We start from the raw sequence: 22,619 nt of genomic DNA on the forward strand, positions 1-22,619 counted from the left end.
CCATGGTAAGACCCATGTTGCGAACACTCTATGGCCGACTGGCCCTGGCGCTCTTCCTGCTGCTGGTCACCGTGGGAGGGCTGTTCACGGTGCTAAGCCTGTATTCGGTGCGCGAGTACACCGCGGCGGTGAACCAGGAACTCAACCGGGACCTGGCCCGAAATCTTGTCTCGGACCGTAACCTGGTGACCGATGGTCAGCTCAACCGGGACGCGCTGAAAAAGCTCTTTGAGCTTTACATGACCATCAATCCGAGCATCGAGATCTACCTGCTCGACTCGGACGGTCGCATCCTCTCCTACTCGGCGGATCCCGACAAGATCAAGCGCAAACGGGTTTCACTGGCGCCGATCCGGGAGCTGCTCAGCGATCCACAGGCTTTCCCGCTTCTCGGCGATGACCCCCGCAGCCACGATCGTCGAAAGGTGTTTTCCGTCACCCCGGTGCCGTCCGAAGCCCATCCCACCGGGTATCTGTATGTGGTCCTGCGGGGCGAGGAATACGACCTGGCCGAGAGTATGGTCCACAGTCACCAGTTGTTGCAGATGGGTGCGGGTGCGCTGGCCGTAAGCCTGTTCGTGGGCTTGCTGGCCGGCCTGTTGTTTTTCCGGCTGCTGACCCGGCGGCTGGCCCGGCTCACGGAGCGTGTGGAGGCCTTCGAGGCAGATGCCGGAAGCGCCGTTACCGATCCGGCCGATGAGCGCCCCGTGACCGGCGACGACATCGATTACCTGTCCGCCCGGTTCGATCAGATGTCCCGCCGAATTGTTGCCCAGCTTGAATTGCTCAAGGACAAGGACCACCAGCGTCGCCAGTTGGTGGCTCAGGTTTCCCACGATTTGCGCACGCCGCTCGCCTCCGTCCAGGGTTACCTGGAAGCCCTGAAGCTGAAACAGGACAGTCTGGAACCGGCAGAGCAGCGCCGCTTCCTCGAGGTAGCCCTGTCGGAGAGTCGCCGACTGGCCCGGCTGGTGGATGAACTGTTTGAACTGGCGGCATTGGAAGCCCGGGAGAAACAGGCCGTGCGGGAACCGTTTGCGGTGGCGGAACTGGTGCACGATGTGGTCCAGAAACACCAGCCCGAGGCAGAACAGGCAGGGGTACCCCTGCAGCTGGATGCCGTGGAACCGGCCAGGGCGATGGCGGACATCGCCTTGTGCGAGCGGATACTGGACAACCTGATTGGTAATGCGATCAATCATTCGCCTGAGGGGCAGCCGGTGACATTGTCGGTGCGCCGTGATGAAGGCGGTGTGGTTGTTTCGGTGGCGGATGCGGGCTCCGGCATTGCGCCTGATCAGGTCGAGCATGTGTTCGAACCGTTCTACCAGGGAAGCGCCCGCCCTGGCCATGCCGGTCTGGGGCTGGCCATCGCCCACAGGCTTGCTGCTCTGCAGGACGGTCGCATTTCGGTCTGTAATCGGCCCGCCGGGGGCGCTGAGTTCCGGGTCTGGTTGCCATTGGCCGATCAGACGGCAATCAGCACCGGCTGATCAGTCCGTTCCGTTATGGATTCGTGATAAACGGAGAACGGTTTTGTGAAACCTCAGCGGTACGCTGATCGTATGGAATGATCAGAGGAGGTGTTTATGAAACGCAAAATGAAAGCGGCCGTTCTGATGCTGACGATGGCGGTTGGTGCAACGCTGTTCGCGGTACAGGCTTCGGCAGAAAACAGTGCAGGCGGTGACACGGAATTTGCGCCGGACAATCCGGATCTGGCAGTGGCGACCTTCGCCGGAGGCTGTTTCTGGTGCGTGGAATCGGGGTTCGAGAAGATACCCGGTGTTGTCGAGGCCGTGTCCGGCTACGCGGGTGGCCATGTGGATGATCCCTCCTACGAGGAGGTCTCGTCCGGGGGTACCGGCCATACCGAATCCGTGCAGGTCTATTACGATCCCACGAAAATGACCTACGAGGGCCTGCTACAGGGTTTCTGGCGGATGATGGACCCGACCGATGCCAAGGGTCAGTTTGTGGACCGGGGCAACCAGTACCGGCCGGTGATTTTCTACCATAACGAGAAGCAGAGGCGGCAAGCGGAAGCTGCGAAGGCGAAGCTGCAGGCGTCCGGCATCTACGACAAGCCGGTCGTGGTGGCGATCGAGCCCCTTAAGAAGTTCTGGCCAGCGGAAAAATACCACCAGGACTACTACAAGAAGAATCCGATCCGGTACCACTTCTACACCTTCAATTCGGGCCGCTACCAGTTTATCGAGAAGGTGTATGGCGAAGACTATGAGCTGGATTTCTCCCGCTTCAAGCCCGATGCCATGGATGCGCCATCGACCAGCAAGGGGTTTGATCCGGATGCCTTCACCAAACCGGACGACCAGACGCTCAGGCGGGAACTGACGGATCTGCAGTACGAGGTGACCCAGGAGGAAGGCACCGAGACTCCCTATGACAACCGGTACTGGAACAACAAGCGTGCAGGGCTCTATGTCGACATCGTTTCCGGAGAGCCGCTGTTTTCCTCCCGGGACAAGTTCTCATCCGGCACCGGATGGCCCAGTTTTACCCGGCCGATCACCCCGGATGCGGTGGTTGAAAAGAAGGACACCTCGTTCTTCACGACCCGCACGGAAATCCGCAGCCGGTACGCCGATTCCCACCTGGGGCACGTGTTTGATGACGGTCCTGCGCCCACGGGATTGCGGTATTGCATGAACTCGGCGGCCATGCGCTTTATCCCCCTCGAGGAGATGGCTGCTGAGGGCTATGGCCAATACATCGACGAGGTTAAAGGCGAATCCGGGGCCGGGAACTAAAGCCAGAGATCCCGGACCGGGGTGTCCGGGCTGAAATGATGCCAGATTTGCGCCTGTAGCAGCTCCGATGTCGCCAGGGCATCGATCAGGGCATTGTGAGAGGCGTAGTGGGGAAGCCCGTAGCGCGCCCGGCTGTCCGCCAGGCGGATCGACACGGGCTTTTTCCCCATCAGCCTTTGCCAGCGGCTCGGGCGACGGTCGGGGTGAAGGTGAGCCTCGATCGCCATGGTGTCGAGGACCGGAAACCGGATGCCCTCACCAAGTCGCCATTGCAGGGCGACGTCCAGGAACGGTCGTTCGATGTCCCGATAGTGGACGACGGGGATGCGTCCGTTCAGGAAGCTGAAAAGCCTGTCCAGAACCTCGCCCAGATCCGGGGCCTCATCGATATCACTGTGGGTAATGCCATGAATGGTAATGGAAGTCTGGTGCAGCGGCAGGGCCGGTCGAACTACCTGGTGCCAGCAGTGATTCAGTTCGATGGCATTCAGGGTAAACGGCACCACGCCAACGCTGACAATGGAGTGCTGGCTCGGGTCCAGCCCCGTTGTCTCGAAGTCGAGCGCCACCAGGGGAGCGTCGGAAATCGGCGTTTCCGGATCGACACATCCGGCCTCGTAGAAGGCCTTGAGTAACGGTGTCCTGGCCTGTTTTGCCAGGGCGGCATACTGGTCCGGCCAGGGGAGACTATGAAGGTTTCCCGCATTTGCTGGATTACTGGGCATTGCGACCCACCTGGGCGTTGTACCGGAACCGGAGGAATTTCTGGGCATTGCTGACGACCTGGAACGCATCCTTCAGGTGGCTGCGTTCGAAGGGTGACAGGTCTTCGGGGCGGACATTGTTGTCCGGTTCCCGGTCGGCCTCGATCGCCAGTGCCTGATGCCGGATCCGGACGATGGAGATGAACTCCAGCGCGTCCCTGAGATTGCCCAGGTCGTCGTCCAGCAGCAATTTGGTCTTGCCGATTGCCTGGAGCCGGTCGAAAGAATTCTGGGCCCGGGAGCCGCAGGCCAGCGCATGTACCCGGATCAGATCCGACACCGGTGCTGTACCCCGTCGTTTGAGGTTGAAGGTCTTGCGGTGCTGGCCGTCTTCTTCCAGTACGAACGTCCGGAAGAATCCCAGTGGCGGTGTACGGTTCAGGGCGTTACGGGCCAGCAGCGTAAGGAAGCGCTGACTGTGGCTGGCTTTCTCGGCCACCAGGGTTTTCAGTGATTCAGCGAATTCGGTGTGGCCATGGATGCCATCCAGGTCGAAGAAAATATTGCTGTTGAGCAGGGCATCGGCCCTGGGGTTCTCGATCCAGTCCGTGAAGTAACGCTTCCAGACGGCCAGTGGCTGGCGCCATTTCGGGTTGGTCGCCATGATGTCCCCGGTGCAGTACTTGTAGCCACATTCGGCGAGTCCGTCGCTGACGAATTTGGCCAGCGCCAGGAAGTAGGGATCATGTTCCTCAGGCACGTAGCTGTCGTCCAGGATCATGGCATTGTCCTGGTCGGTCACCACCAGCTGCTCGTCCCGGGCCATGGAGCCGAGCGCCATGAAGCAATAGGGAATCGGTGGCGGCCCGAGTTGTTCCTCGCCAAGTTCAAGCAGTCTCTGGGTAAAGCTGCGACCAATCCCGGCCATGGCACTGCCGATCATATGGGAGTTGGCGTCCTCGTTGACCATCCGCACGAAGGTGTCCCGAACGCCGAGGCTGATACGCTTCAGCCCTTTGACGTTGGTTTGCTGGTAGATGTTGCTGACCAGATAGAGGCTGCTCTGACTTTCGTATTTCACGATATCCGACAGGGCGATGACCCCACGCACTTCGTCCCTGTCCATCACCGGAAGATGGTGAACGTTGTTGTGCAGCATGGTGAGCATGGCTTCGAAGATAAACGAGTTGGCGCGGATCGTGATCAGGTCTTCTGACATGATGTCCGAGATGGGTGTCTCGGAGGGCAGGGCTTCAGTGACGGCGCGGGTGCGCAGATCCCGGTCGGTGATGATGCCGTGCAGTTTTGGCGTGTCGCCGGTTTCGTCCATCAGGAGCAGCGCTGATACGCCCTGGTCGGTCATGATCCGTGCTGCCTCCTGCAGGCGTACGGTGGAGGGTGCCGAAACAACCGCGCGGGAGATCAGGCGGGTGACGCGGGAGGTCATCAGGTCGTTGGACTTCTCCCGTCGGGAAAGCGCAGAGCGCAGGCGGCTCCGATCCTCGATCTCGACAAAATCCGCGAAGTTTTCGTCGTTCTCGAAGAGGAATTGAAAGATGGTATCCGGAATCCGGTAAACCAGGGTGTCTTCGAGGGCCTTGGCCGGGAAACGGGTCTTCTTGTGCATCAGCAACCCGAATTGCCCGAAAATCTCCCCCTCGCCGAGCCGGCTGTAGAGCTCTCCGGAGCGCCGGAAGACCTCCACCGCACCGCTGCGGATGTAATACAACCAGGTGTTGGCGGCGCCGAACTCAAGAATCGTGGTGCCGGCCCGGAAATACTGGATTTCGATACTTTCAACGACCTGATCGAGAAGCGCTTCGGGCATCTCGTCGAATGGCGGGAATTGGGCCATGTGGTTGCGGATGTCGATGAGCTCCGGCTGCATAACGCTCCCTGATGGGCGATCCGTGGATACTGAAAAATGTCAGTTAATCAAGGACTATAGCAACACCCGGAGGCACTGGCCACGGCCGATGCGGGATCGATTCGATTGACCACTTTGCAGGCAATTGCTAGCCTTGCCGCACTTTTTCAGGTGTCCGTCGCAAAGCGCGACGGGTGAAACGGGAAATCGGTGAGCCTGGTGAAACCCACTGGTGCAAGTCCGATGCTGCCCCCGCAACGGTAAGCAGGAACCGGCGATCTGTCGCGCCACTGTGCCCTCGGCATGGGAAGGTGATCGCCCGGGAACCGATGGTTCCGCCTGCAAGCCCGGAGACCGGCCTGGAAAACACACCCGGAGCTGCGGTGGGCGGCTTGGGTGGGCGACGTCCGGCCCTGCTGAGCATCCCGTCTTCCGCCTGCCCTCCCTCTGTCCGCGATCCGAACCTGATTTCCCGTGCGGGTGCGCGCGGTCAGTGGAGAACCAACAATGCCCAATAAGTGCTTTCCTGTTCCCTTGCTAGGCGTGAGCCTGGCGTTCCTGCCCATCCCAGCCCTGGCACAGTCCAAAGCCGGTACCGAAGGTGCCGGACTGGACCCGATCGTCGTCACCGCAACCCTCGGCCCGGAGACCGTGGGCGAGAGTCTGTCCTCGGTTACGGTGATCGACCAGGACACAATCCGTCGTCAGCAGCCGGCCGAGTTCCGCGATCTGTTGAGGGCTCAGCCGGGTATCAATGTGGTTTCCGACGGAAGTTATGGCAAAACCACCAGCGTGTTCCTGCGCGGCGCGGGAAGTTCCGGTACGGTCCTGTTGCTGGATGGTATTCGTCTGCGCTCTGCCACGGCGGGCATTCCGCCATGGCAGTTCCTGCCGACGGATCTGATCGATCGCGTTGAGCTGGTTCGGGGTGCCAAGAGTTCCCTTTACGGCGCCGACGCCGTTGGCGGGGTGGTGCAGGCGTTCACCCTGACTCCGTCCGAGGGCCAGCGTGGTTGGGTGGATGTGGCCGGTGGCTCCCATGATACCCGGTCCACATCTGCTGGGCTGGCGGCCACGGAAGACAACACCTCAGTTTTGCTCGGTGGTCTCTATTCGGATACCGATGGCACCAATCTGCGTAAAGGCGGTGACGACCGTGGCTACCGTAATGCGGCGGGTCTGGCCAAGGTCAGTCACCGGTTTGAGCGTGGTGGCGGCGTCGGCGTCACGGTGCTGCAATCCCAGGGTAATACCGAGTTCGAAGGGGGCGATACCGACTTTATGATCCGGGCAGCCGGGCTGCATCTGGAGGCGGTTGCAAGCGATTACTGGCGGACCCGCATCCAGTTTTCCGAATCACGGGACGAGCAGGAAACCTTTGGCGACTATCCCAGTGTCTACAACACGCTGTCCCGGTCGGCCCGTTGGGAAAACACGCTGACAGCGGGTGTGCATGAGCTGGTCCTGGGCTCGGAAATTTCCCAGGACGAAGTGGACGGCAGCGACCAGTTTGCCGAGAACAGCCGCACCAATACCGCCGTTTTCGGCCAGGGCCGGCTGAACTTCGGGGCGACGAACGTCACCGGCAGCCTGCGCATGGATGACAATGAGGCTTACGGCCGGAATGAGACCGGTGGCATTGCCCTCGGACACGAGTTGGACCGCTCGCATCGCGTGCGGCTCAGCTACGCGACGTCCTTTCGTGCGCCCACATTCAACGACCTGTACCTGGTGACCCCTTACTACAGCGGCAATCCGGATCTGCGGCCGGAGAAAGGCCGGATGGTCGAAGCCGGATTTTCCGGCCGCTACCAGACCTGGTTCTGGGATGTGGCGGTTTATCAGAACGAAGTCCGGGATCTGATCACCTATGACGATGACAGGAACATCATGGATAACGTGGAAACCGCCCGCATCCAGGGGGTCGAGTGGACTTCCGGTTACCGTACGAGCCAGTGGGACATTCAGGCGGCGCTCACCTATGCCGATGCCGAGAACCGTGACAACAACAAACGTCTGCCCCGCCGGGCCCGGAAAACCGCCCGCCTGGACGTGGACCGGCTGTTCGATCGGTGGTCGATGGGTGCCACCCTGGTGGCCGAAGGCAATCGCTACAATGATGAGGACAACCGGAAGTTGCTGCCTGGCTATGGCACCATGGACCTGCGCGGAACCTGGCAGTTCCTGCCGGGCTGGTCCGGGCAGTTGAAGGTCGCCAACGTCTTTGACCGTCGTTACGCCGCCAGTCTGGGCTACGACAGCACCGCCATGGAAAATTTCCGTTATCTGGCAGCCGGTCGGACGTTTCTGGCGTCGGTGCGCTATGATTTCGGCCACTAACCCACTCAAAAAAGCGGCGTAACACCCTATGCGGGCGTATCCGATTCTGGCACTGATCCTCTGGTTGATCCCCCTGGCGGGGGTTGCCGCCGATCTCTGTGCCACCGATGCGCTCGACCGTCGCGTGTGTTTGCCCGGCCCTGCCGGACGGGTCGTTTCCCTGTCACCGGGGACCACGGAACTGCTGTTTTCAGCGGGAGCCGGTGCGTCCGTGCTGGCGGTCAGTGCGTGGAGTGACTACCCGTCGGCGGCCCGGGACCTTCCCAGGGTCGGCGACAGTCAGCGTCTGGATCTCGAGGCCATTGTCGCCCTGCAGCCGGATCTGGTGGTGGCGTGGACCGACGGCAATTCCCGGGCCCAGCTCGACCGGATTTCCGCGTTGGGTATTCCGGTCTTCTGGCTGGCTCCCCGACAGTTCCAGGCGATCGCAAGCGCGGTGGAAACGCTGGGAATATTAACCGGACACGCTTCCGTTGCCCGGCAAAGGGCGGCCCGTTTTCAGCGGGAACTGGACAGTTTGCGGGCTCGCTTTGGCGATGCCCCGCCGGTCCGCGTGTTCTATCAGGTCTGGGACGAACCGTTGATGACGGTGAACGGCAAGGAATTGATCAGCAAGGCGATCGCCCTTTGCGGCGGGGTGAACGTGTTTGCCGATTCGCCGCGCCTGGTCCCCCGGGTGTCGCGGGAAGCGGTGATTGCCGCTGACCCCCAGGCGATTCTGACCGCAGGCCCGGGCGGGGATAGCGCGAATGGCCTGGCGCCGTGGCAGGCGTTCCCGGGCCTGGCCGCGGTTGAGAGCGGAAATCTGTTCGCCCTGACGCCGGATCTGTTGCAACGACCCACCCTGAGAATGCTGGATGGCACGCGGGAGTTGTGCCAGACACTGGAGGTCGCCCGTGATCATCTCTGACCGGCGTGGGGCGCTCGGTGTGCTGGTCCTGCTGGCTATGGTGGCCGTTGCGGCTTCACTCAGTGTTGGCAGTGTCCCCCTGCACCCCGGTGACGTGGTGTCGGTTCTGTTTGGCGGCGGCGACGAGCTGCAGCGTACCCTGATCCTGGATCTCCGTTTGCCCCGTACCCTGAGCGCGTTCGCCACCGGAGGACTGTTGGCAGTGGCGGGTGCCTTGATGCAGGTGCTGTTGAGAAACCCTCTGGCAGATCCGTATGTCCTGGGCCTGTCCGGGGGCGCGGCGATCGGGGCGCTGCTGGCGATGCTCGGCGGCCTTGCTGGCTGGCTGGTGTCCGGGTCCGCGTTCGCCGGGGCCATGCTGTCGACCCTCCTGGTGTTCGGTCTGGCCCATGGCAGCGGCAGCTGGACCCCGGCGCGGCTTCTGCTCACTGGCGTGGTGGTGGCGGCCGGCTGGGGGGCAATGATTACGCTGCTCCTCGCCACGGCTCCCACAAGCCGGTTGCCCGGGATGTTGTACTGGCTGATGGGCGACCTGTCTCATGCCGGATCGCCCTGGCCCGCTCTGCTGGTGCTGGTGGCAGTTTGCGCGCTTCTGTTTCCCCTGGGGCGCACCCTGAATGTGCTGGCTCGGGGGCATGTCCAGGCGGCGGTGCTGGGTGTGTCGGTCCGTCCGCTCGAATGGCTGGTCTACCTGCTTGCCAGTCTGCTGACATCGGTGGCGGTGACCACCGCAGGCACGGTCGGTTTTGTCGGACTGGTGGTGCCCCACATGCTGCGGCTCCTGATCGGAAACGATCAGCGCCTGATCCTGCCGGCCTGCGCCCTGGGCGGTGGCACCCTGGTGCTGGTGGCCGATACCGTGGCACGGGTGGTGATCGCGCCGGAACAGCTGCCTGTCGGCGTGATCACCGCGCTGATGGGGGTACCCACGTTCCTGTACCTGTTGTACCGGAGTCGCTGACATGAGTGTTCTGAAGACGGACGAACTGGTCATCGATATTCCCGGCAGGGCGTCGGGGTCTGCCCTGTCCCTGACCCTCTCGCCCGGCGAGGTCTGGGGCGTGCTCGGTCCGAACGGGGTTGGCAAGACAACGCTGCTGCACACCCTTGCGGGACTTCGGACTCCCCGGTCCGGTCAGGTCCGGCTGGATGGCAACCTGCTCGCCGACATGGGACGGCGAAGGATTGCCCGGCATCTGGGGCTGGTGTTTCAGGAACATCAGGACGGATTCCCGGCGACGGTTCTGGAAACCGCGCTGGTGGGGCGTCATCCCTGGCTGTCTCCGTGGCAGATGGAATCGGCATCGGACCTGGGCCGGGCCCGGGATGCCCTGGAACGGATGGACGCTGTCGACCTGGAGCATCGGCTGGTGCATACACTGTCCGGCGGAGAGCGCCAGCGGGTCAGTATTGCCACGGTACTCACCCAGGACCCGGCCATCTGGCTGCTCGACGAACCGACCAATCACCTGGATCTGCACCATCAGGTAGCGGTGATGAAGCTGCTGCGGGAGCTGGCCGGTGCCGGACGTGGCATCCTGATGGGGCTCCACGACCTGAACCTGGCGGCCCGATGGTGTGACCAGGTCCTGCTCATGTTTCCCGACGGTCGGGCCTGCTGGGGGCCGGTGCGCGAGATGCTGCTCCCGTCGGTGCTTGAATCCCTGTATGGCCAGCCACTCAAGGCGACCGAGCTGGACGGATGCCCGGTATTCATTCCGGTCTGACCGGTGCGGTCAGTGTTTTCCGGTCACTGGCGGGTAGCCAGATCTCGACACAAAGGCCGGATTGGCCATCCGAACGATCGCCGAGCGTCAGACTGCCTTTGTGAAGATCGGCAATGCGTCGGGCGATGGCAAGGCCAAGGCCGGCGCCCGCTCCCTGGCGCTGATCCAGCCGGGTAAAGCGACTCAACGCTCGCTCCCGGTCCTCCACGGCAATGCCCGGCCCCTGATCGCAGATCCGCACCAGGAATCCGCCCGCTTCCTCCCGCATGGTGGTCGTCACTTTGGTGCCGGGAGGGCTGTACTGGATTGCATTGGCCAGCAGCGAGCGCATCATCGTATTAATCAGTGCGCTGTGACAGGACACCATGGCCAGCACGCACTGGTTGTCCAGTTCGGGCTCGATCTGCTTCTTGAGGGCCAGCGGAACCACATCTGCGATGCTCTGTTCGACCAGTTCCGCCAGGTTCAGGGGCTCCGCGTGAAAGCCGGTGCCGGCATCGACCCGGCTGAGCAGCAGCATCTGCTCGACAAGGTGCACCATCCGGTCCACCGATTCGGTCAGGGAATCGAATTCCTCCGGGTGTCGTGTGGCAAGTCGCTCGAGATTCAGGCGCAGGGCTGACAGGGGCGTACGGAGTTCGTGGGCGGCATCGGCGGAGAATCGCCGTTCCCGTTCGAGCGCCTGATTCAGACGTCTCAGCAGGCCGTTGACAGCCTGTACCAGGCCGGCGACTTCCTTGGGCGCATGACGGGCATCCAGCGGATGAATGCGTTCCGGCGCCATGTTCCGGATCGGCTTCTCGAGTACACGGAGTGGCCGGAAACCCAGCTGGATGGAGATGATCACACCGATTACCAACAGAGGCAGGATCACCACCAGGGGCAGCACGTTGGCCAGGGCGATTTCGCGGCTGAGTTCGTCACGGACGTCTTCCCGCTGCGCGCTTCGTATCCAGAAACCGCTTGCCGGATCCTGCAGTGTGAAGGTCCGCCATCGGTAGTCGGTCAGGGATCGCCAGGCAAATCCCGGTTTGAGCCCCCCGGATTCGTCCATCGGCAGTGTGTCGAGTATCGGCTTGCCGTCCGGCGCCCAGACCTCGAACGCAATCTTGCGCTCGTATTTGTGTCCCCTACCGCCGGGCAGAATTTCATCATCGCCATTGCTGTCCCCGTTGGCAGGCTGGGGCAGTGCCAGTGTACGTGAGAGTATGTTCGCCAGCTGGTTTGTCGGCTGGTCGGGCGCCAGGTTCTGCACCAGCCCCTGGACGATCCGGGTGTTCTGGGCGAGCTCGGCATCGAACAGCTCCTCGAGCTGATGATCGCTGACCACAAAATCCCAGATGGCCGCGACGGAGGCGATCAGAAAAACCGTACTGGTGATCAGAATGGTCAGTTTGCGGGTCAGGCTCATGCGGATTCCCCGGCGGCGGTGCTGTCGAGCATATAACCAACGCCGCGCACCGTCCGGATGGTGTTTTTGCCAACCCGTCGTCGAAGATGATGAATGTGGACTTCCAGTGCGTTGCTCTCGACCCCCTGTTCCCAGCCATACAGCTGTTCCTCCAGTCGGCGGCGGGTTGCCACCTGATTGGGATGACGCATCAGGTAGTGCAGGATCTGGAACTCACTCTTGGGCAGCGCCACACTGTCGCCATCAATGGCCAGCTGGGCGGTCTGGGTGTCCAGAGTCAGCCGCCCGACGCTGAGCCCCGACACCGGGCTGCTGGCAGAGCCCCGGCGGGTCACCGCGCGAATGCGGGCCTTGAGCTCGGCCATGGCAAAGGGTTTGGTGAGGTAATCGTCGGCTCCGGCATCCAGACCATTGAGCTTTTCATCCAGGGTTGTTCGCGCGGTCAGGATAATGACGGGCACATGGTTGCCCTGTTGCCGGATGCGTTTGACGATGTCCAGGCCGTCGACCCGGGGGAGTGTAAGATCCAGGATCACCAGGTCAAAATGCTCCTCACACAGGGCATTCATGGCCTGCTGGCCATCGTCCAGCCAGTCCACGGTGTTGTGGTTCTCCCGCAGCATGTCGAGCATGGTGCGGGCGAGCATGTGATCGTCCTCAACCAGTAATATCCGCATGTATCCGTTCCACCAATAAAAAGGCCCACGTCCTGGCGTGGGCCTTCGATGATGCCAGTCCGATCGATCAGTCGTCGATCTCTTCCTTCACGGGCTTGCCGTTAACCGGATTGTAGTAGATTTCGACACGCTTTCCGTCTTTCTGCCAACCGTAGATTTCATAACAGTTGGTGTCGGTCACTTCAAAGCGCTTGATCTTGTAGCCTTGCTCCTCAAGAGATTGACGAAACATGTCCTGATCTTTCCAGGACGACTTGGGCGCGTTAGTACACTCCGGTTCGGCCAGGGCCATTCCGGAAACGGAGGTCGCAAGGGCCAGGGTCAGGGCTTTGGTGATCGTCTTTGCTTTCATGGTAACTCCTTTTTGAGTGATAAACGCAAGGTCACGCTCAGGCAAGGTCATCGCCGCCCGGCGCTCGCTTTTTGCCGGTAATCATGGCGCGCGGCAGGTTTTCACCGTGACGCCGACTGGCTACAAACACCCCGGCCAGGTGTGCAACCACAAGAACCATGACGCCGTCGGCCAGGAAGCCATGGGTTTCCTCCATCCACTCTACGCCCCAGAACATGTCGGTGGTCTGGAGCCAGCCGGTGAAGGCGGTTGCCGCCAGGGCAATCATCAGCATGACCACCATGGCACCGCCGGCCGGGTTATGGCCGATGTGGCGGCGTTCGCGTTTGGCAACAATGTCGCCCAGGTAGTCCACCACGACCCGGGGATGGTGAACGAAGTGGCGGAACCGGGCGTAGTGGGAACCGACCAGCCCCCAGATAACCCGAAAGGTCAGCAGTCCGGCGATGATGTAGCCGGAGATCTCGTGGGGATCGTCCCATTCGCCCCCGGTAATCCAGGAAAACGTGAAAAAACCGACCAGGGACCAGTGGAAAATGCGGACCAGCGGGTCCCACACGCGAACGGATTCAGGCATTGTCTGCTCCTTCAGGAGATTGAGTTTTGACGGTGGAATTCGAATTCACCGGAATGCGAAAGAGAATGTAGCGACGGTTGCGGTCGATCTGTTCTGCCTGGTTGTCCAGTTTCTGCCGAAGTGCCCGATCGTTCTTCGGAACGGCCAGTAGCATGGGGCGATCAAGCGTGCCCGAGGCCAGCTTCTGATTGAGCGTCTCGGAGGGAATGGATTGCACTTCCCCGTCACCATAAAAACGGGCGGAGAAGGGGGGCTTGTCCAGATAGACCAGCGGATGGTTTGCCAGGTCCGAGCGCAGACGGGTGCGCTCAATCATGGCCTTCTCCGTCTTCAGGTCGTCCGGATGCAGGCTGAGCCAGAGTGTGGCGCCGGTACACAGCACGGGTGCTGCCAGAATACTGGCTACGACGAGGTTCCGGCCCATTCGGGCTGGCTCGCGGGGCAGCAGGTTGGAAACCAGTACCGCCAGGAAAGGCAGACCCGGCAGCACATAGGTCCAGAGGATATTGCCTGCCAGCGTGAAGAACAGGGCGGGCGTCAGTGCCGCGCCGATCACCAGACCGGTTACGCCCCGCGTCCGTGTCTGCCATTGGTTCTGGTCGCCGTTCCGACGCCACTGCTTTTTGATCCACCCGCCCAGCGCAATCAGCCCCCACGGGAAACTCGCCAGAACCAGATACAGCCAGATGGTGCCGCGCGGGAAGTCGTGGGCATCGCCGTACAGGTCGCCCTGCCAGTTACTCACCAGAAAGCGCTTGATGTGCTCGCCCACGATGAAGTAATCCAGGAAGCCCGGGGTCTTGAGCTCGGCCAGGATGTACCAGGGCAACACCAGCACCAGCATGGCCAGGGTGCCGCGAACCCAGGGCAGGCACTGCCAGAGCCGTTGCCACTGTCGGCTGAACAGGGCCCAGAAGAACACGGGCGCGCCGGTCAGAACCACGGCAACCGGACCCTTTGCCAGGAGGCCAATCACCAGCCCCAGAAAGAACAGCCAGGCCCAGCGGTCGCCGCCACCCTGCAGTCTGACAATCAGGCCCGCAAGGATCATGGTGGTGCCCAGCGCCAGGAAGGAATCGGTCATGACGGTTCCCGCACTGACGAACCCCAGCGCCATGGTGGCGTAGATCAGTGCCGCCCAGAGACCGGCGCGCTGCGCGCTGTCGGGTTCCTTTTCCGGGTGCAGCGCCACCCGCGTGGCATAGACGAGGTAAACGATACCGACGTTCGCCAGCCAGGAGGGCAAGCGTGCGGCGAATTCGTTGAAACCGAACAGTTTGAATGACAGAGCCTGACACCAGAAGGAGAGCGGTGGCTTGCCCCAGAAAGGCACGCCCGCATCGAACCAGGGGGTGATCCAGTCGCCACTGGTGGCCATGACCCGGGCGATTTCCGCATAGCGGGGCTCGGTGGTATCCGCCATGGGCAGCAGGGCAGAGAGGCCGAGCCGAAGTGCCAGGATCGACACCAGGGTCCAGAAAAGGGTATTAACCGTGCGCGTCATCGCCAGCCACTCTCAGTGAAGGAACAGATTCATCGGCATGGTCGTTGCTGTCGTCAGCGACGATGAAGACCGGTCGTTGTTTGGTTTCCATGTAGATGCGGCCCACGTACTCACCGAGCAGTCCCACGCACAGCAGTTGCACCCCGGACAGAAAGGTGATCATGGCGATCATGGAGGCGTAACCCGGCGTGGAAATGCCCAGCATCAGCGCCTTGAGTACCTGCCAGGCACCGAAGAATCCCCCGGCGGCAGCGGCCAGAAAGCCAAGAATCAGCGCAATCCGCAGCGGCCGTGTGGAAAAAGAGGTAATCCCCTCCATGGCCAGGTGCATCAGTTTGAAATAGTTCCACTTGGTGGTGCCGGCGGCCCGCGGATCGCGGTCGAATTCCAGTGTGACGGTCGGCATGCCCACCCAGGCGAACATGCCCTTGAGATAACGGTTGCGCTCCGGCAACTGGTTCAGTGCGTCGACGGTGCGCCGGCTCATTAACCGGAAATCGCCGATGTCCACGGGAATGGGCGCGTCGCTGATGCGATTGATCAGACGGTAAAACAGCGATGCGGTCGTGCGTTTGAACCAGCTTTCGCCGCAGCGGGAGCGGCGCTTCATCAACACGACGTCGGCGCCTTTGTGCCATTCGGACACCATCTCCGGGATCAGTTCCGGCGGGTCCTGCAGATCGGCGTCGATCAGCACAACGGCGTCTCCGCGGGCATGCTGCAGCCCGGCGCTCACTGCGGCTTCCTTACCGAAGTTCCGGGACAGTTGCAGTATCCGGATGTCCTCATGACGCCGCCGGGCCTGCAGCAGCAGGGCCACGGAATTGTCCTGGCTGCCGTCATCAACGAACAGAAGCTCTACCTTGCCTTCGATTTGCCGACTGACCATGGCCAGTCGGTTCAGCAGGGTGGGCAGGACGTCGGCCTCGTTGTGAACCGGGACGACGATGCTGAGAGTAATGTTATTCCGGGGTTTCATCGGGTGCCTCATGGAACACGAATCTTTGGGCGAACAGGAAGTTGGCCAGCGCAACCACTGCCGTAGCGATGCCCTGTGACCAGACGATGCCTGCTCCGGCGCCGATCAGCGCGGAAAAGGCGACGAGATTGAGAACCCACCCCAGTGCGGCGCCGGCAAGATACCGGGGAAAGGCAACACCGTGGGCCAGGTTGGATTCGAAGGTGAAGCGGTGCTGGGCGAGGTAGTTGACCAGCAGCCCGACGCCGGCGCCTATCGACGTAGCCAGCCGAGCGTCCACCCCTGTCTGCACCAGTGCCCACATGGTGAGCCAGTGAATCAGGGTGGCGCCGCCACCGGCGACCAGGAAACGCGGCAATCGGCCGAGTCGGGTTTCAAGCATGGCCAGTAGTTTCATTCAACCTCGTGAAGGTTCTGCTGCACTTATATTTCAGGTTTGCACTTTAAAAGCCCTTTCTTAAACAAGCCTTAACGCACTGGGCTGAAAAACCTTAAGGCCCTCATAAGCTTTCTGTCCGGTCGGCTTAAGACTGGTTTAAGGCACCCTGCCTAGTCTGGTTTGCGTCGTAGAAGTCTCGCCTGATCGGGCGACCGGAGAGTGCAATGACAGACCCCTTGATGATGTCCACGTGTTGTCCCCTGGATTCGGGAGACGTGGTTCCCGTCCTGCGCTGCGGTCGGCGTTGGTTGAGCGAGATCCTCCCTGGCACTGGCGTGGCCGACCTCGTTACCGGCTTTATTCGCCAGCGTTTCTTGATGGCCTACGGTGCCGAGCCGATTCTGAGAATTCCCGGATTACTGGCGCTGACAACCGGGCAGGGTTCCCTGCTGGCGGCAGTCGGCGTGCGGGACGCAAGCCGGGAGCGCCTGTTCCTGGAGGATTACTTGACCGTGCCGGTCGAAGAGGTGATGCCATTGCCCGGCATTCCCCGGCACCGGATTGCGGAAATTGCGCATCTCGCCGGCGTTGAGGCAGGGGTTAGTCAGTACCTGTTCACCACACTGGCGCTGTGGCTGAACGCTGCCCGTTTCGAGTGGGTGGTCTGCACCGGCACGGGCCAGCTGCGCAACAGTTTCCATCGCCTCGGTATTGATACCGCGGTCATGGCGGAGGCCGATCCACGTCGTTTGCCGGACGGCGGCGCAGGATGGGGCCGCTACTACGAGCATCGTCCGGTGGTCATGGCAATCCATGTGCAGGAGACGATTACGGCCCTCGAGCGCACGGGCCTGCTGCGGCTTGCCCGCTTTCTGTCCGAACCGGATACCCGAATGTCTTCCAACGGAGGCCGATATGGCGTTACTGCCTGATCTGCTGAAACAGCAGGCCGAACAACACCCCTCAGACATCGCGCTACAGGACGGCGATACCGTTCTCACCTATGCCCAGACCATGGCTGCGGTGGACGCGTTGGCAGACCAACTCAAACGGATGGGCCTGAGGCGGGTGGGTCTGTGCGGTGATAACTCATTGCCCTGGATCCTGGCCGATCTGGCCTGCCTGATGGCGGGTGTTGTCTGCGTGCCTGTGCCGGTATTTTTCTCCCGGGCACAGACCGAGCACCTGACCGAACGGGCCGGCCTGGAGGGGCTGCTGTCCGGCGACGCACTGCCCGACAGCGAGCCGTTGGGTCATGGTGTCCGGTTCCGTCATCTGCCGGTGTCGGCCGCGTCAGCCTGGATGCCGGAACAGACCGCCAAAATAACCTTTACCTCCGGCAGCACCGGCACACCCAAGGGGGTCTGTCTCTCGACCGAGCAGATGACGGCCACCACCCTGGCACTCAGGGCCCGACTGGATGGTGTGTCCATGCGCCATCACCTGTGTATCCTGCCGCTGGCAACCCTGCTTGAGAACATTGCCGGCGTTTACCTGCCACTGCTGATGGGGGCCACGGTCTCGGTAGCACCGTTGGAAAGCCTCGGGATGACCGGCAGCAGTGGGCTCAATCTGGAGCGACTCGTGCAGGGCATCAATCGGGTGGCCCCGCAGTCCCTTATTTTGGTGCCGGAACTGGCGATGGCGCTGGTTGGTGCAACCGAACAGGGAATGCTGGATCCCTCAGCATTCCGTTTTCTCGCGGTCGGCGGTGGCCGGGTATCCTCCGACCTTCTGATACGCGGCCGCAGTGCAGGGTTGCCGCTCTACGAGGGCTATGGCCTGTCGGAGTGCGGCTCTGTGGTGGCGCTCAATGTCCCGGGCGGTGAATGCTCCGAGTCCGTTGGGCGACCGTTGTCCCACGTTGAGGTGGCAGTCGATGACCAGGGTCATATCCGGGTTCGGGGTAATACCCACCTCGGTTACCTGGGCGATGAGCCGGAGCCCGATGGCTGGCTCGACACCGGTGATATCGGTGCGATCGACGAAGCGGGCTTTCTGTCCGTCAGTGGTCGGGCGAAAAATCTGCTGATCACCAGTTTCGGGCGGAATATCAGCCCGGAATGGCTGGAGAGCGAACTGGTTCAATCGGTAGGTGCCCGCCAGGCGGTGGTGTTCGGTGACGGAGAAGCCCATCCCCGCGCCCTGCTGGTGGTCCCGGACGGGCGAGCGCCGGAAACCATCCGCACGCAGGTACACGAGCTCAATAGCGGTCTGCCCGACTACGCGCAGCTGGACGCTGTTTACATTCTGCGCCAACCGCTGACCCAGGCCCGGGGTTACGTGACCGCCAACGGCCGGCCCGTCCGGCACCAGATATCCGCCGACCTTCCGACCCTGATGGCCGGTGCTTTTCCCCTTTTTCTGAATCTGACCGATGAAGCGTCAGACTCTGCCAACACGCCAGGAGAAACCACTATGGCATTTTTCGACCGTCTTCAATCCGAAACCGCTGAAGCCCGGGCCCACGTGACTGGCGCTCCTGTGATCGGAGCCATCCGGGAGGGCCGCTTCTCCCTGGAGGGCTACACCTGGTTTCTGACCCAGGCCTACCACCACGTGAAACACACCGTGCCGCTGATGATGGCCTGTGGCAGCCGTCTGCCGGAGCGTCTGGAAGACGTTCGCAAGGCGCTGGTGGAATACATCGAGGAGGAATACGGCCATCATGAGTGGATCCTCAATGATCTGGAAGCCTGCGGGATCGACAAGGACAGCGTTCGTCAGGGCAAGCCGGACGTCTCCATCGAACTGATGATTGCTTACCTGTACGACCGGATCAACCGCGGTAACCCGGCGGCTTTCTTCGGCATGGTCCAGGTGCTGGAGGGAACCTCCATCGAGCTCGCAACGCCGCTGGGCGAGGCCATCCAGAAGCAGCTGGAACTGCCCAACCAGGCGTTCAGTTACCTGTATTCCCACGGGGCGCTGGACCAGGATCATTTCGAATTCTTCCGCAACCTGATGGACAGCATCACGGACCCCGAGGACCAGCAGGCCATCATTGACTCGGCCCGGATGGTCTACCGGCTGTACGGGGATATGCTGCACAGCATCCCGTTGCCTTCGCGGCAGGAGGAAACCAAACATGAGGCTGCATAATCGCGTATTCCTGCTGCTGGGCGGTACCGGCGGCATCGGCCAGGCGATGGTCGGCCCACTGGTGGAGGCCGGAGCCCGGGTGATCATTGCATCCCGTCATCCTGAGAAACTGGCCCACCGCGAAGGCGTGTCGCCAGTGCACCTGGACCTTGCTGCCGCCGATCTGGACGGGCAGCTCCAGCGTCTGAGCGATGCCTATCCGGACATCGATGGTGTCATCCACTGTGCGGGCCAGAACCGGTTCGCCAGTCTGGAACATATGACCGTCGCCGAGCTGGATGCCCAGATGACCGTGAACCTCCGTTCCGCCATGCTGGTGGCCCGGCATTTCGTTCCCCTCTTCGAAAAAGCCGGCTCTGGTGCGCTGGTTTTCGTGGGTTCGACCTTCGGAAGCATTGGCTTTCCCGGTTACACCGCCTACTGCGCCACCAAATTCGGACTGCGCGGATTTTCAGAGGCATTACGTCGCGAGCTGGCGGATACCCCGGTACAGGTGGTCTATGTTGCCCCCCGGGCCACTGCAACGGACATGAACCCGCAGGCGGTCAACGAGCTGAATCGGGCCCTTGGCAATACCATGGATGCGCCAGAGGCAGTGGCGGCACAGATTCTCCAGGCCATGGAAAAAGACGATCAGCGCCGTTTTCTGGGGTGGCCGGAAAAGCTGTTTGTCGTTCTCAATGGCATCCTGCCGAGAATGGTTGACAAGGCAATGCTGAAACAGCTTCCGGTGATTCGGCGGTTTCTGAAGCCAGAGGCCCTGTCCGGATCATGAGAATTCGCTGGCTCCCGAACGCTGGACTAGACTAAACAACAGGAAATCCAGCGTCCGGGGGACGGTGCCTGCATGGCCAAATCCTTTGTTCCGGTCGCCGGTCCGGAAACACCCGACGAATTGTTCGGGAAGCTTTCCACCGGCGTTCCGGGCATCCTGTTCTGCTACTGGTTGAGTGCTGACGGGGAGCAGCATTGTTTTCCGTTTGTCAGCGGGCAGATCACGGATCTGTTCGGTATTGAACGCCCCAGTTTGCGGACTTCTGCGGATCCGCTTTTTCAGCGGATACATCCCGATGACTTCGGGCTCATTGAACATTCGATTGTCGAATCTGCTACCCGACTCAATCCCTGGCGGTATCAGGCCCGCCTGCGTCTGGCTGACGAAAACTACCGCTGGTTTGAGGCCTACTCCCAGCCCGAGCGTCAGGCCGATGGCAGTACCGTATGGTATGGGGAGTTCCATGATGTTCAGCATTACAAGGACCTGGAATCGGAACTCCGTGAAAGCGAGGCCGAGCATGCGTTTCAGGCCCGCTTCCAGAACCTGATTGCCCAGCTTTCCGCGGAGTTCATCAATCTGGGTTTCGAACATATCGATCTGTGTATCGAGGAACTGTTGAGCACCATTGGCGAATTCTTCGATGTCGATCGTTCGTACCTGTACCAGTTCTCCGACGATTATCGATGGATGTACAACCGCCACGAATGGTGTGCTCCCGGGGTTGGTCACAAACGGGATTCGTCCCGGGCAATTTCCGTGACCGAGCTGCCATGGTGGAGCCGACAGGTGCAGTCGATGATCGAGCAGAATCGGGTCATGTTCGTCGAGGATGTTGACTGTTTGCCTGCCGACGCCCCTGATGAAAAAACGCTGCTCCAATCCCAGGGCGTCAGTTCACTGTTCTGTGTCCCGATCCGGATTCGCGGACGGGTTTGCGGGTTTTTCGGCGTTGAGTCGCTCAGTCGCCGGAGCTGGAGAACGGATCAGGAAGACCTGTTGATCATTGTTTCGGGTCTGTTATCCGGCGCGCTGGAGCGGAATCGGCTGGAGCAGGAGCTTCTGAACCAGTCTATCCGGGATCCATTGACCGGCCTTCACAACCGGCGGTACCTGATGCCTCGTCTGACGGAAATGTTGGGACGCCGTAACCGCTATGGCGAAAGCTTCGCCCTGGCCATGTTCGATCTTGACCATTTCAAGGACATCAATGATTCCCTCGGCCACCTTGGTGGCGACTATATTCTGCAGCGTTTCGCCGAGGAGCTGAGGGAGCAGACCCGATCCACCGATGTGGTCGCCCGATTTGGCGGCGAGGAGTTCGTGGTCGCGTTCAGTGCGGTCAGGCGGCCTGAAGAGGTGAGGGAGCTGGTAGAGAGAATCCTTCAGTCGATCGCATCCACTGCTTTCACCTATAACGACAGTGACGTTCACCTGACGGCCAGCGCCGGCCTTGCCTGCATTACCGAGTTATCCAGTGGGCCGGCATCCCCGGACGCGTTGATCGACCTCGCGGATCATCGTCTGTATCTGGCGAAAAAGTCGGGGCGGAACTGCCTTGTGGATGCATCAGGAACTGTGCGTATATGAGGAATCGGCATTTCCCTCAATATTACCTTTTAGTATATCCTTAGAATAATATTCGTTGAGAGCGATCTTCGGGGTGAATGTCATGAGCAATCCAGTGGTTCAACATTTTTTCGATGAGCCGACCAATACGTTCAGTTATGTGGTTCGGGATCCTGACTCCAATGCCTGCGCGATTCTCGACTCGGTGCTGGATTTCGACTACGCAGCGGGCAAGACGGATGTGCGCTCTGCTGATGAAATTGTTCAGTACGTGCACGACAACGACCTGACGGTAGAGTGGATCCTGGAAACCCATGTCCACGCCGATCACCTGTCCGCCGCTCCCTATCTTCACGAAAAGCTCGGCGGAAAAACTGGCATAGGGGCGCACATCGTTGATGTGCAGACGATTTTCGGGAAGGCATTCAACGCAGGTACCGAGTTCGCCCGGGACGGCAGCCAGTTCGACCAGCTGTTCAAAGACGGCGATACCTTCCGGATCGGCCAGCTTGAGGGGCGGGTCCTGCACACGCCCGGTCACACGCCGGCCTGTTTGACCTATGTGATCGGAGATGCGGCCTTCGTCGGGGATACACTGTTCATGCCGGATTTCGGAACCGCCCGGTGTGACTTCCCCGGTGGCGATGCCCGGACACTGTTCCAGTCCATTCAGAAAGTACTCTCATTGCCAGCGGAAACCCGGCTGTTCATGTGCCACGACTACAAGGCGCCCGGACGGGACCATTACGAGTTCATGACCACCGTTGGCGACGAGCGCAAGGCCAACATCCATGTTCACGAAGGTGTCTCCGAGGAGGAGTTTGTCAGAATGCGGACCGAACGGGACGCAACCCTCGAGATGCCGAGGCTGATCCTGCCATCCGTCCAGGTCAACATGCGGGCAGGTCATATGCCGCCGGCCGAAGATAATGGGCAGGTCTACCTGAAAGTGCCGGTCAATCTGTTCTGATTCCG

Annotated in this window: 20 protein-coding genes and 1 riboswitch; of the genes, 11 read left to right on the forward strand and 9 right to left on the reverse strand. The window is 61.2% G+C overall.

The window, feature by feature from the left end; all coding sequences use genetic code 11:
• Positions 1 to 2 precede the first annotated feature (2 nt).
• Together MSNKSG1_RS16060 and msrB are read left to right on the forward strand one after the other, a co-directional pair.
• Complete coding sequence (locus tag MSNKSG1_RS16060) at positions 3 to 1,493, forward strand: ATP-binding protein (RefSeq protein ID WP_040887016.1); 1,491 nt, start codon at positions 3 to 5, stop codon at positions 1,491 to 1,493.
• 96 nt (positions 1,494 to 1,589) lie between these two features.
• Positions 1,590 to 2,771 carry a peptide-methionine (R)-S-oxide reductase MsrB gene (gene msrB, locus MSNKSG1_RS16065; RefSeq protein ID WP_008940350.1) on the forward strand — a complete coding sequence of 394 codons (1,182 nt, stop codon included), beginning with the start codon at positions 1,590 to 1,592 and terminating at the stop codon, positions 2,769 to 2,771.
• Here msrB and MSNKSG1_RS16070 read toward each other — a convergent pair.
• Both MSNKSG1_RS16070 and MSNKSG1_RS16075 read right to left on the reverse strand, forming a co-directional pair.
• Positions 2,768 to 3,496: a 3'-5' exonuclease gene (locus MSNKSG1_RS16070; RefSeq protein WP_008940351.1), complete on the reverse strand. Its 729-nt coding sequence runs from the start codon at positions 3,494 to 3,496 to the stop codon at positions 2,768 to 2,770. The genes msrB and MSNKSG1_RS16070 overlap by 4 nt on opposite strands.
• Positions 3,486 to 5,363, reverse strand: a complete 1,878-nt coding sequence (locus MSNKSG1_RS16075) for a DUF294 nucleotidyltransferase-like domain-containing protein (RefSeq protein WP_008940352.1) — start codon at positions 5,361 to 5,363, stop codon at positions 3,486 to 3,488. The genes MSNKSG1_RS16070 and MSNKSG1_RS16075 overlap by 11 nt, the downstream gene beginning before the upstream one ends.
• 131 nt (positions 5,364 to 5,494) lie before the next feature.
• A riboswitch (cobalamin riboswitch) is annotated at positions 5,495 to 5,719 on the forward strand.
• 130 nt (positions 5,720 to 5,849) lie between these two features.
• Here MSNKSG1_RS16075 and MSNKSG1_RS16080 point away from each other — a divergent pair.
• The 4 genes from MSNKSG1_RS16080 to MSNKSG1_RS16095 are packed head-to-tail and all read left to right on the forward strand — an operon-like array spanning position 5,850 to position 10,319.
• A complete protein-coding gene (locus tag MSNKSG1_RS16080) occupies positions 5,850 to 7,682 on the forward strand; it encodes a TonB-dependent receptor plug domain-containing protein (protein ID WP_008940353.1) in 1,833 nt (610 codons plus the stop codon).
• A gap of 28 nt (positions 7,683 to 7,710) precedes the next feature.
• A complete protein-coding gene (locus MSNKSG1_RS16085; RefSeq protein WP_008940354.1) occupies positions 7,711 to 8,592 on the forward strand; it encodes a cobalamin-binding protein in 882 nt (293 codons plus the stop codon).
• Positions 8,593 to 8,629: 37 nt separating this feature from the next.
• Positions 8,630 to 9,553, forward strand: a complete 924-nt coding sequence (locus MSNKSG1_RS16090) for a FecCD family ABC transporter permease (protein WP_051067807.1) — start codon at positions 8,630 to 8,632, stop codon at positions 9,551 to 9,553.
• Position 9,554: 1 nt separating this feature from the next.
• A complete protein-coding gene (locus tag MSNKSG1_RS16095) occupies positions 9,555 to 10,319 on the forward strand; it encodes an ABC transporter ATP-binding protein (RefSeq protein WP_008940356.1) in 765 nt (254 codons plus the stop codon).
• Here MSNKSG1_RS16095 and MSNKSG1_RS16100 read toward each other — a convergent pair.
• The 7 genes from MSNKSG1_RS16100 to MSNKSG1_RS16130 all read right to left on the reverse strand — a co-directional run bounded on the left by MSNKSG1_RS16100 (position 10,306) and on the right by MSNKSG1_RS16130 (position 16,216).
• Positions 10,306 to 11,730 carry a sensor histidine kinase gene (locus MSNKSG1_RS16100; protein ID WP_008940357.1) on the reverse strand — a complete coding sequence of 475 codons (1,425 nt, stop codon included), beginning with the start codon at positions 11,728 to 11,730 and terminating at the stop codon, positions 10,306 to 10,308. The genes MSNKSG1_RS16095 and MSNKSG1_RS16100 overlap by 14 nt on opposite strands.
• Positions 11,727 to 12,407, reverse strand: coding sequence for a response regulator (locus MSNKSG1_RS16105; RefSeq protein WP_008940358.1), 681 nt, complete (start codon positions 12,405 to 12,407; stop codon positions 11,727 to 11,729). Before MSNKSG1_RS16105 ends, MSNKSG1_RS16100 begins: the two co-directional genes overlap by 4 nt.
• Positions 12,408 to 12,474: 67 nt before the next feature.
• Positions 12,475 to 12,759 (reverse strand): PepSY domain-containing protein, encoded by a 285-nt coding sequence (locus tag MSNKSG1_RS16110; RefSeq protein WP_008940359.1) that lies wholly within the window; start codon positions 12,757 to 12,759, stop codon positions 12,475 to 12,477.
• A 37-nt stretch (positions 12,760 to 12,796) separates the two neighbouring features.
• Positions 12,797 to 13,336, reverse strand: coding sequence for a cytochrome b/b6 domain-containing protein (locus tag MSNKSG1_RS16115; RefSeq protein WP_008940360.1), 540 nt, complete (start codon positions 13,334 to 13,336; stop codon positions 12,797 to 12,799).
• Positions 13,329 to 14,840 (reverse strand): ArnT family glycosyltransferase, encoded by a 1,512-nt coding sequence (locus MSNKSG1_RS16120; RefSeq protein WP_008940361.1) that lies wholly within the window; start codon positions 14,838 to 14,840, stop codon positions 13,329 to 13,331. Before MSNKSG1_RS16120 ends, MSNKSG1_RS16115 begins: the two co-directional genes overlap by 8 nt.
• Positions 14,824 to 15,819, reverse strand: a complete 996-nt coding sequence (locus MSNKSG1_RS16125; RefSeq protein WP_008940362.1) for a glycosyltransferase family 2 protein — start codon at positions 15,817 to 15,819, stop codon at positions 14,824 to 14,826. Before MSNKSG1_RS16125 ends, MSNKSG1_RS16120 begins: the two co-directional genes overlap by 17 nt.
• Positions 15,803 to 16,216, reverse strand: coding sequence for a GtrA family protein (locus tag MSNKSG1_RS16130; RefSeq protein WP_008940363.1), 414 nt, complete (start codon positions 16,214 to 16,216; stop codon positions 15,803 to 15,805). Before MSNKSG1_RS16130 ends, MSNKSG1_RS16125 begins: the two co-directional genes overlap by 17 nt.
• A gap of 206 nt (positions 16,217 to 16,422) precedes the next feature.
• Between MSNKSG1_RS16130 and MSNKSG1_RS16135 the strand changes: the two genes are divergently transcribed.
• The 5 genes from MSNKSG1_RS16135 to MSNKSG1_RS16155 all read left to right on the forward strand — a co-directional run bounded on the left by MSNKSG1_RS16135 (position 16,423) and on the right by MSNKSG1_RS16155 (position 22,614).
• Positions 16,423 to 17,130, forward strand: a complete 708-nt coding sequence (locus MSNKSG1_RS16135) for a thermostable hemolysin (protein WP_008940364.1) — start codon at positions 16,423 to 16,425, stop codon at positions 17,128 to 17,130.
• A complete protein-coding gene (locus MSNKSG1_RS16140) occupies positions 17,114 to 19,300 on the forward strand; it encodes an AMP-binding protein (protein ID WP_008940365.1) in 2,187 nt (728 codons plus the stop codon). Before MSNKSG1_RS16135 ends, MSNKSG1_RS16140 begins: the two co-directional genes overlap by 17 nt.
• Positions 19,287 to 20,075: an SDR family oxidoreductase gene (locus MSNKSG1_RS16145; RefSeq protein WP_008940366.1), complete on the forward strand. Its 789-nt coding sequence runs from the start codon at positions 19,287 to 19,289 to the stop codon at positions 20,073 to 20,075. The genes MSNKSG1_RS16140 and MSNKSG1_RS16145 overlap by 14 nt, the downstream gene beginning before the upstream one ends.
• A 72-nt stretch (positions 20,076 to 20,147) precedes the next feature.
• Positions 20,148 to 21,665 (forward strand): sensor domain-containing diguanylate cyclase, encoded by a 1,518-nt coding sequence (locus MSNKSG1_RS16150; protein WP_008940367.1) that lies wholly within the window; start codon positions 20,148 to 20,150, stop codon positions 21,663 to 21,665.
• Between the two features lie 82 nt (positions 21,666 to 21,747).
• Positions 21,748 to 22,614, forward strand: coding sequence for an MBL fold metallo-hydrolase (locus MSNKSG1_RS16155; protein WP_008940368.1), 867 nt, complete (start codon positions 21,748 to 21,750; stop codon positions 22,612 to 22,614).
• Positions 22,615 to 22,619 lie beyond the last annotated feature (5 nt).

Origin of the sequence: Marinobacter santoriniensis NKSG1, assembly GCF_000347775.1 — a bacterium.
Lineage (GTDB): Bacteria > Pseudomonadota > Gammaproteobacteria > Pseudomonadales > Oleiphilaceae > Marinobacter > Marinobacter santoriniensis.

Bases quoted from the DNA above. Each gene is read 5' to 3' on its own strand.
- MSNKSG1_RS16060 (WP_040887016.1), top strand. From the start codon at position 3: ATGGTAAGACCCATGTTGCGAACACTCTATGGCCGACTGGCCCTGGCG.
- msrB (WP_008940350.1), top strand. From the start codon at position 1,590: ATGAAACGCAAAATGAAAGCGGCCGTTCTGATGCTGACGATGGCGGTT.
- MSNKSG1_RS16070 (WP_008940351.1), bottom strand. From the start codon at position 3,496: ATGCCCAGTAATCCAGCAAATGCGGGAAACCTTCATAGTCTCCCCTGG.
- MSNKSG1_RS16075 (WP_008940352.1), bottom strand. From the start codon at position 5,363: ATGCAGCCGGAGCTCATCGACATCCGCAACCACATGGCCCAATTCCCG.
- MSNKSG1_RS16080 (WP_008940353.1), top strand. From the start codon at position 5,850: ATGCCCAATAAGTGCTTTCCTGTTCCCTTGCTAGGCGTGAGCCTGGCG.
- MSNKSG1_RS16085 (WP_008940354.1), top strand. From the start codon at position 7,711: ATGCGGGCGTATCCGATTCTGGCACTGATCCTCTGGTTGATCCCCCTG.
- MSNKSG1_RS16090 (WP_051067807.1), top strand. From the start codon at position 8,630: ATGGTGGCCGTTGCGGCTTCACTCAGTGTTGGCAGTGTCCCCCTGCAC.
- MSNKSG1_RS16095 (WP_008940356.1), top strand. From the start codon at position 9,555: ATGAGTGTTCTGAAGACGGACGAACTGGTCATCGATATTCCCGGCAGG.
- MSNKSG1_RS16100 (WP_008940357.1), bottom strand. From the start codon at position 11,730: ATGAGCCTGACCCGCAAACTGACCATTCTGATCACCAGTACGGTTTTT.
- MSNKSG1_RS16105 (WP_008940358.1), bottom strand. From the start codon at position 12,407: ATGCGGATATTACTGGTTGAGGACGATCACATGCTCGCCCGCACCATG.
- MSNKSG1_RS16110 (WP_008940359.1), bottom strand. From the start codon at position 12,759: ATGAAAGCAAAGACGATCACCAAAGCCCTGACCCTGGCCCTTGCGACC.
- MSNKSG1_RS16115 (WP_008940360.1), bottom strand. From the start codon at position 13,336: ATGCCTGAATCCGTTCGCGTGTGGGACCCGCTGGTCCGCATTTTCCAC.
- MSNKSG1_RS16120 (WP_008940361.1), bottom strand. From the start codon at position 14,840: ATGACGCGCACGGTTAATACCCTTTTCTGGACCCTGGTGTCGATCCTG.
- MSNKSG1_RS16125 (WP_008940362.1), bottom strand. From the start codon at position 15,819: ATGAAACCCCGGAATAACATTACTCTCAGCATCGTCGTCCCGGTTCAC.
- MSNKSG1_RS16130 (WP_008940363.1), bottom strand. From the start codon at position 16,216: ATGAAACTACTGGCCATGCTTGAAACCCGACTCGGCCGATTGCCGCGT.
- MSNKSG1_RS16135 (WP_008940364.1), top strand. From the start codon at position 16,423: ATGACAGACCCCTTGATGATGTCCACGTGTTGTCCCCTGGATTCGGGA.
- MSNKSG1_RS16140 (WP_008940365.1), top strand. From the start codon at position 17,114: ATGGCGTTACTGCCTGATCTGCTGAAACAGCAGGCCGAACAACACCCC.
- MSNKSG1_RS16145 (WP_008940366.1), top strand. From the start codon at position 19,287: ATGAGGCTGCATAATCGCGTATTCCTGCTGCTGGGCGGTACCGGCGGC.
- MSNKSG1_RS16150 (WP_008940367.1), top strand. From the start codon at position 20,148: ATGGCCAAATCCTTTGTTCCGGTCGCCGGTCCGGAAACACCCGACGAA.
- MSNKSG1_RS16155 (WP_008940368.1), top strand. From the start codon at position 21,748: ATGAGCAATCCAGTGGTTCAACATTTTTTCGATGAGCCGACCAATACG.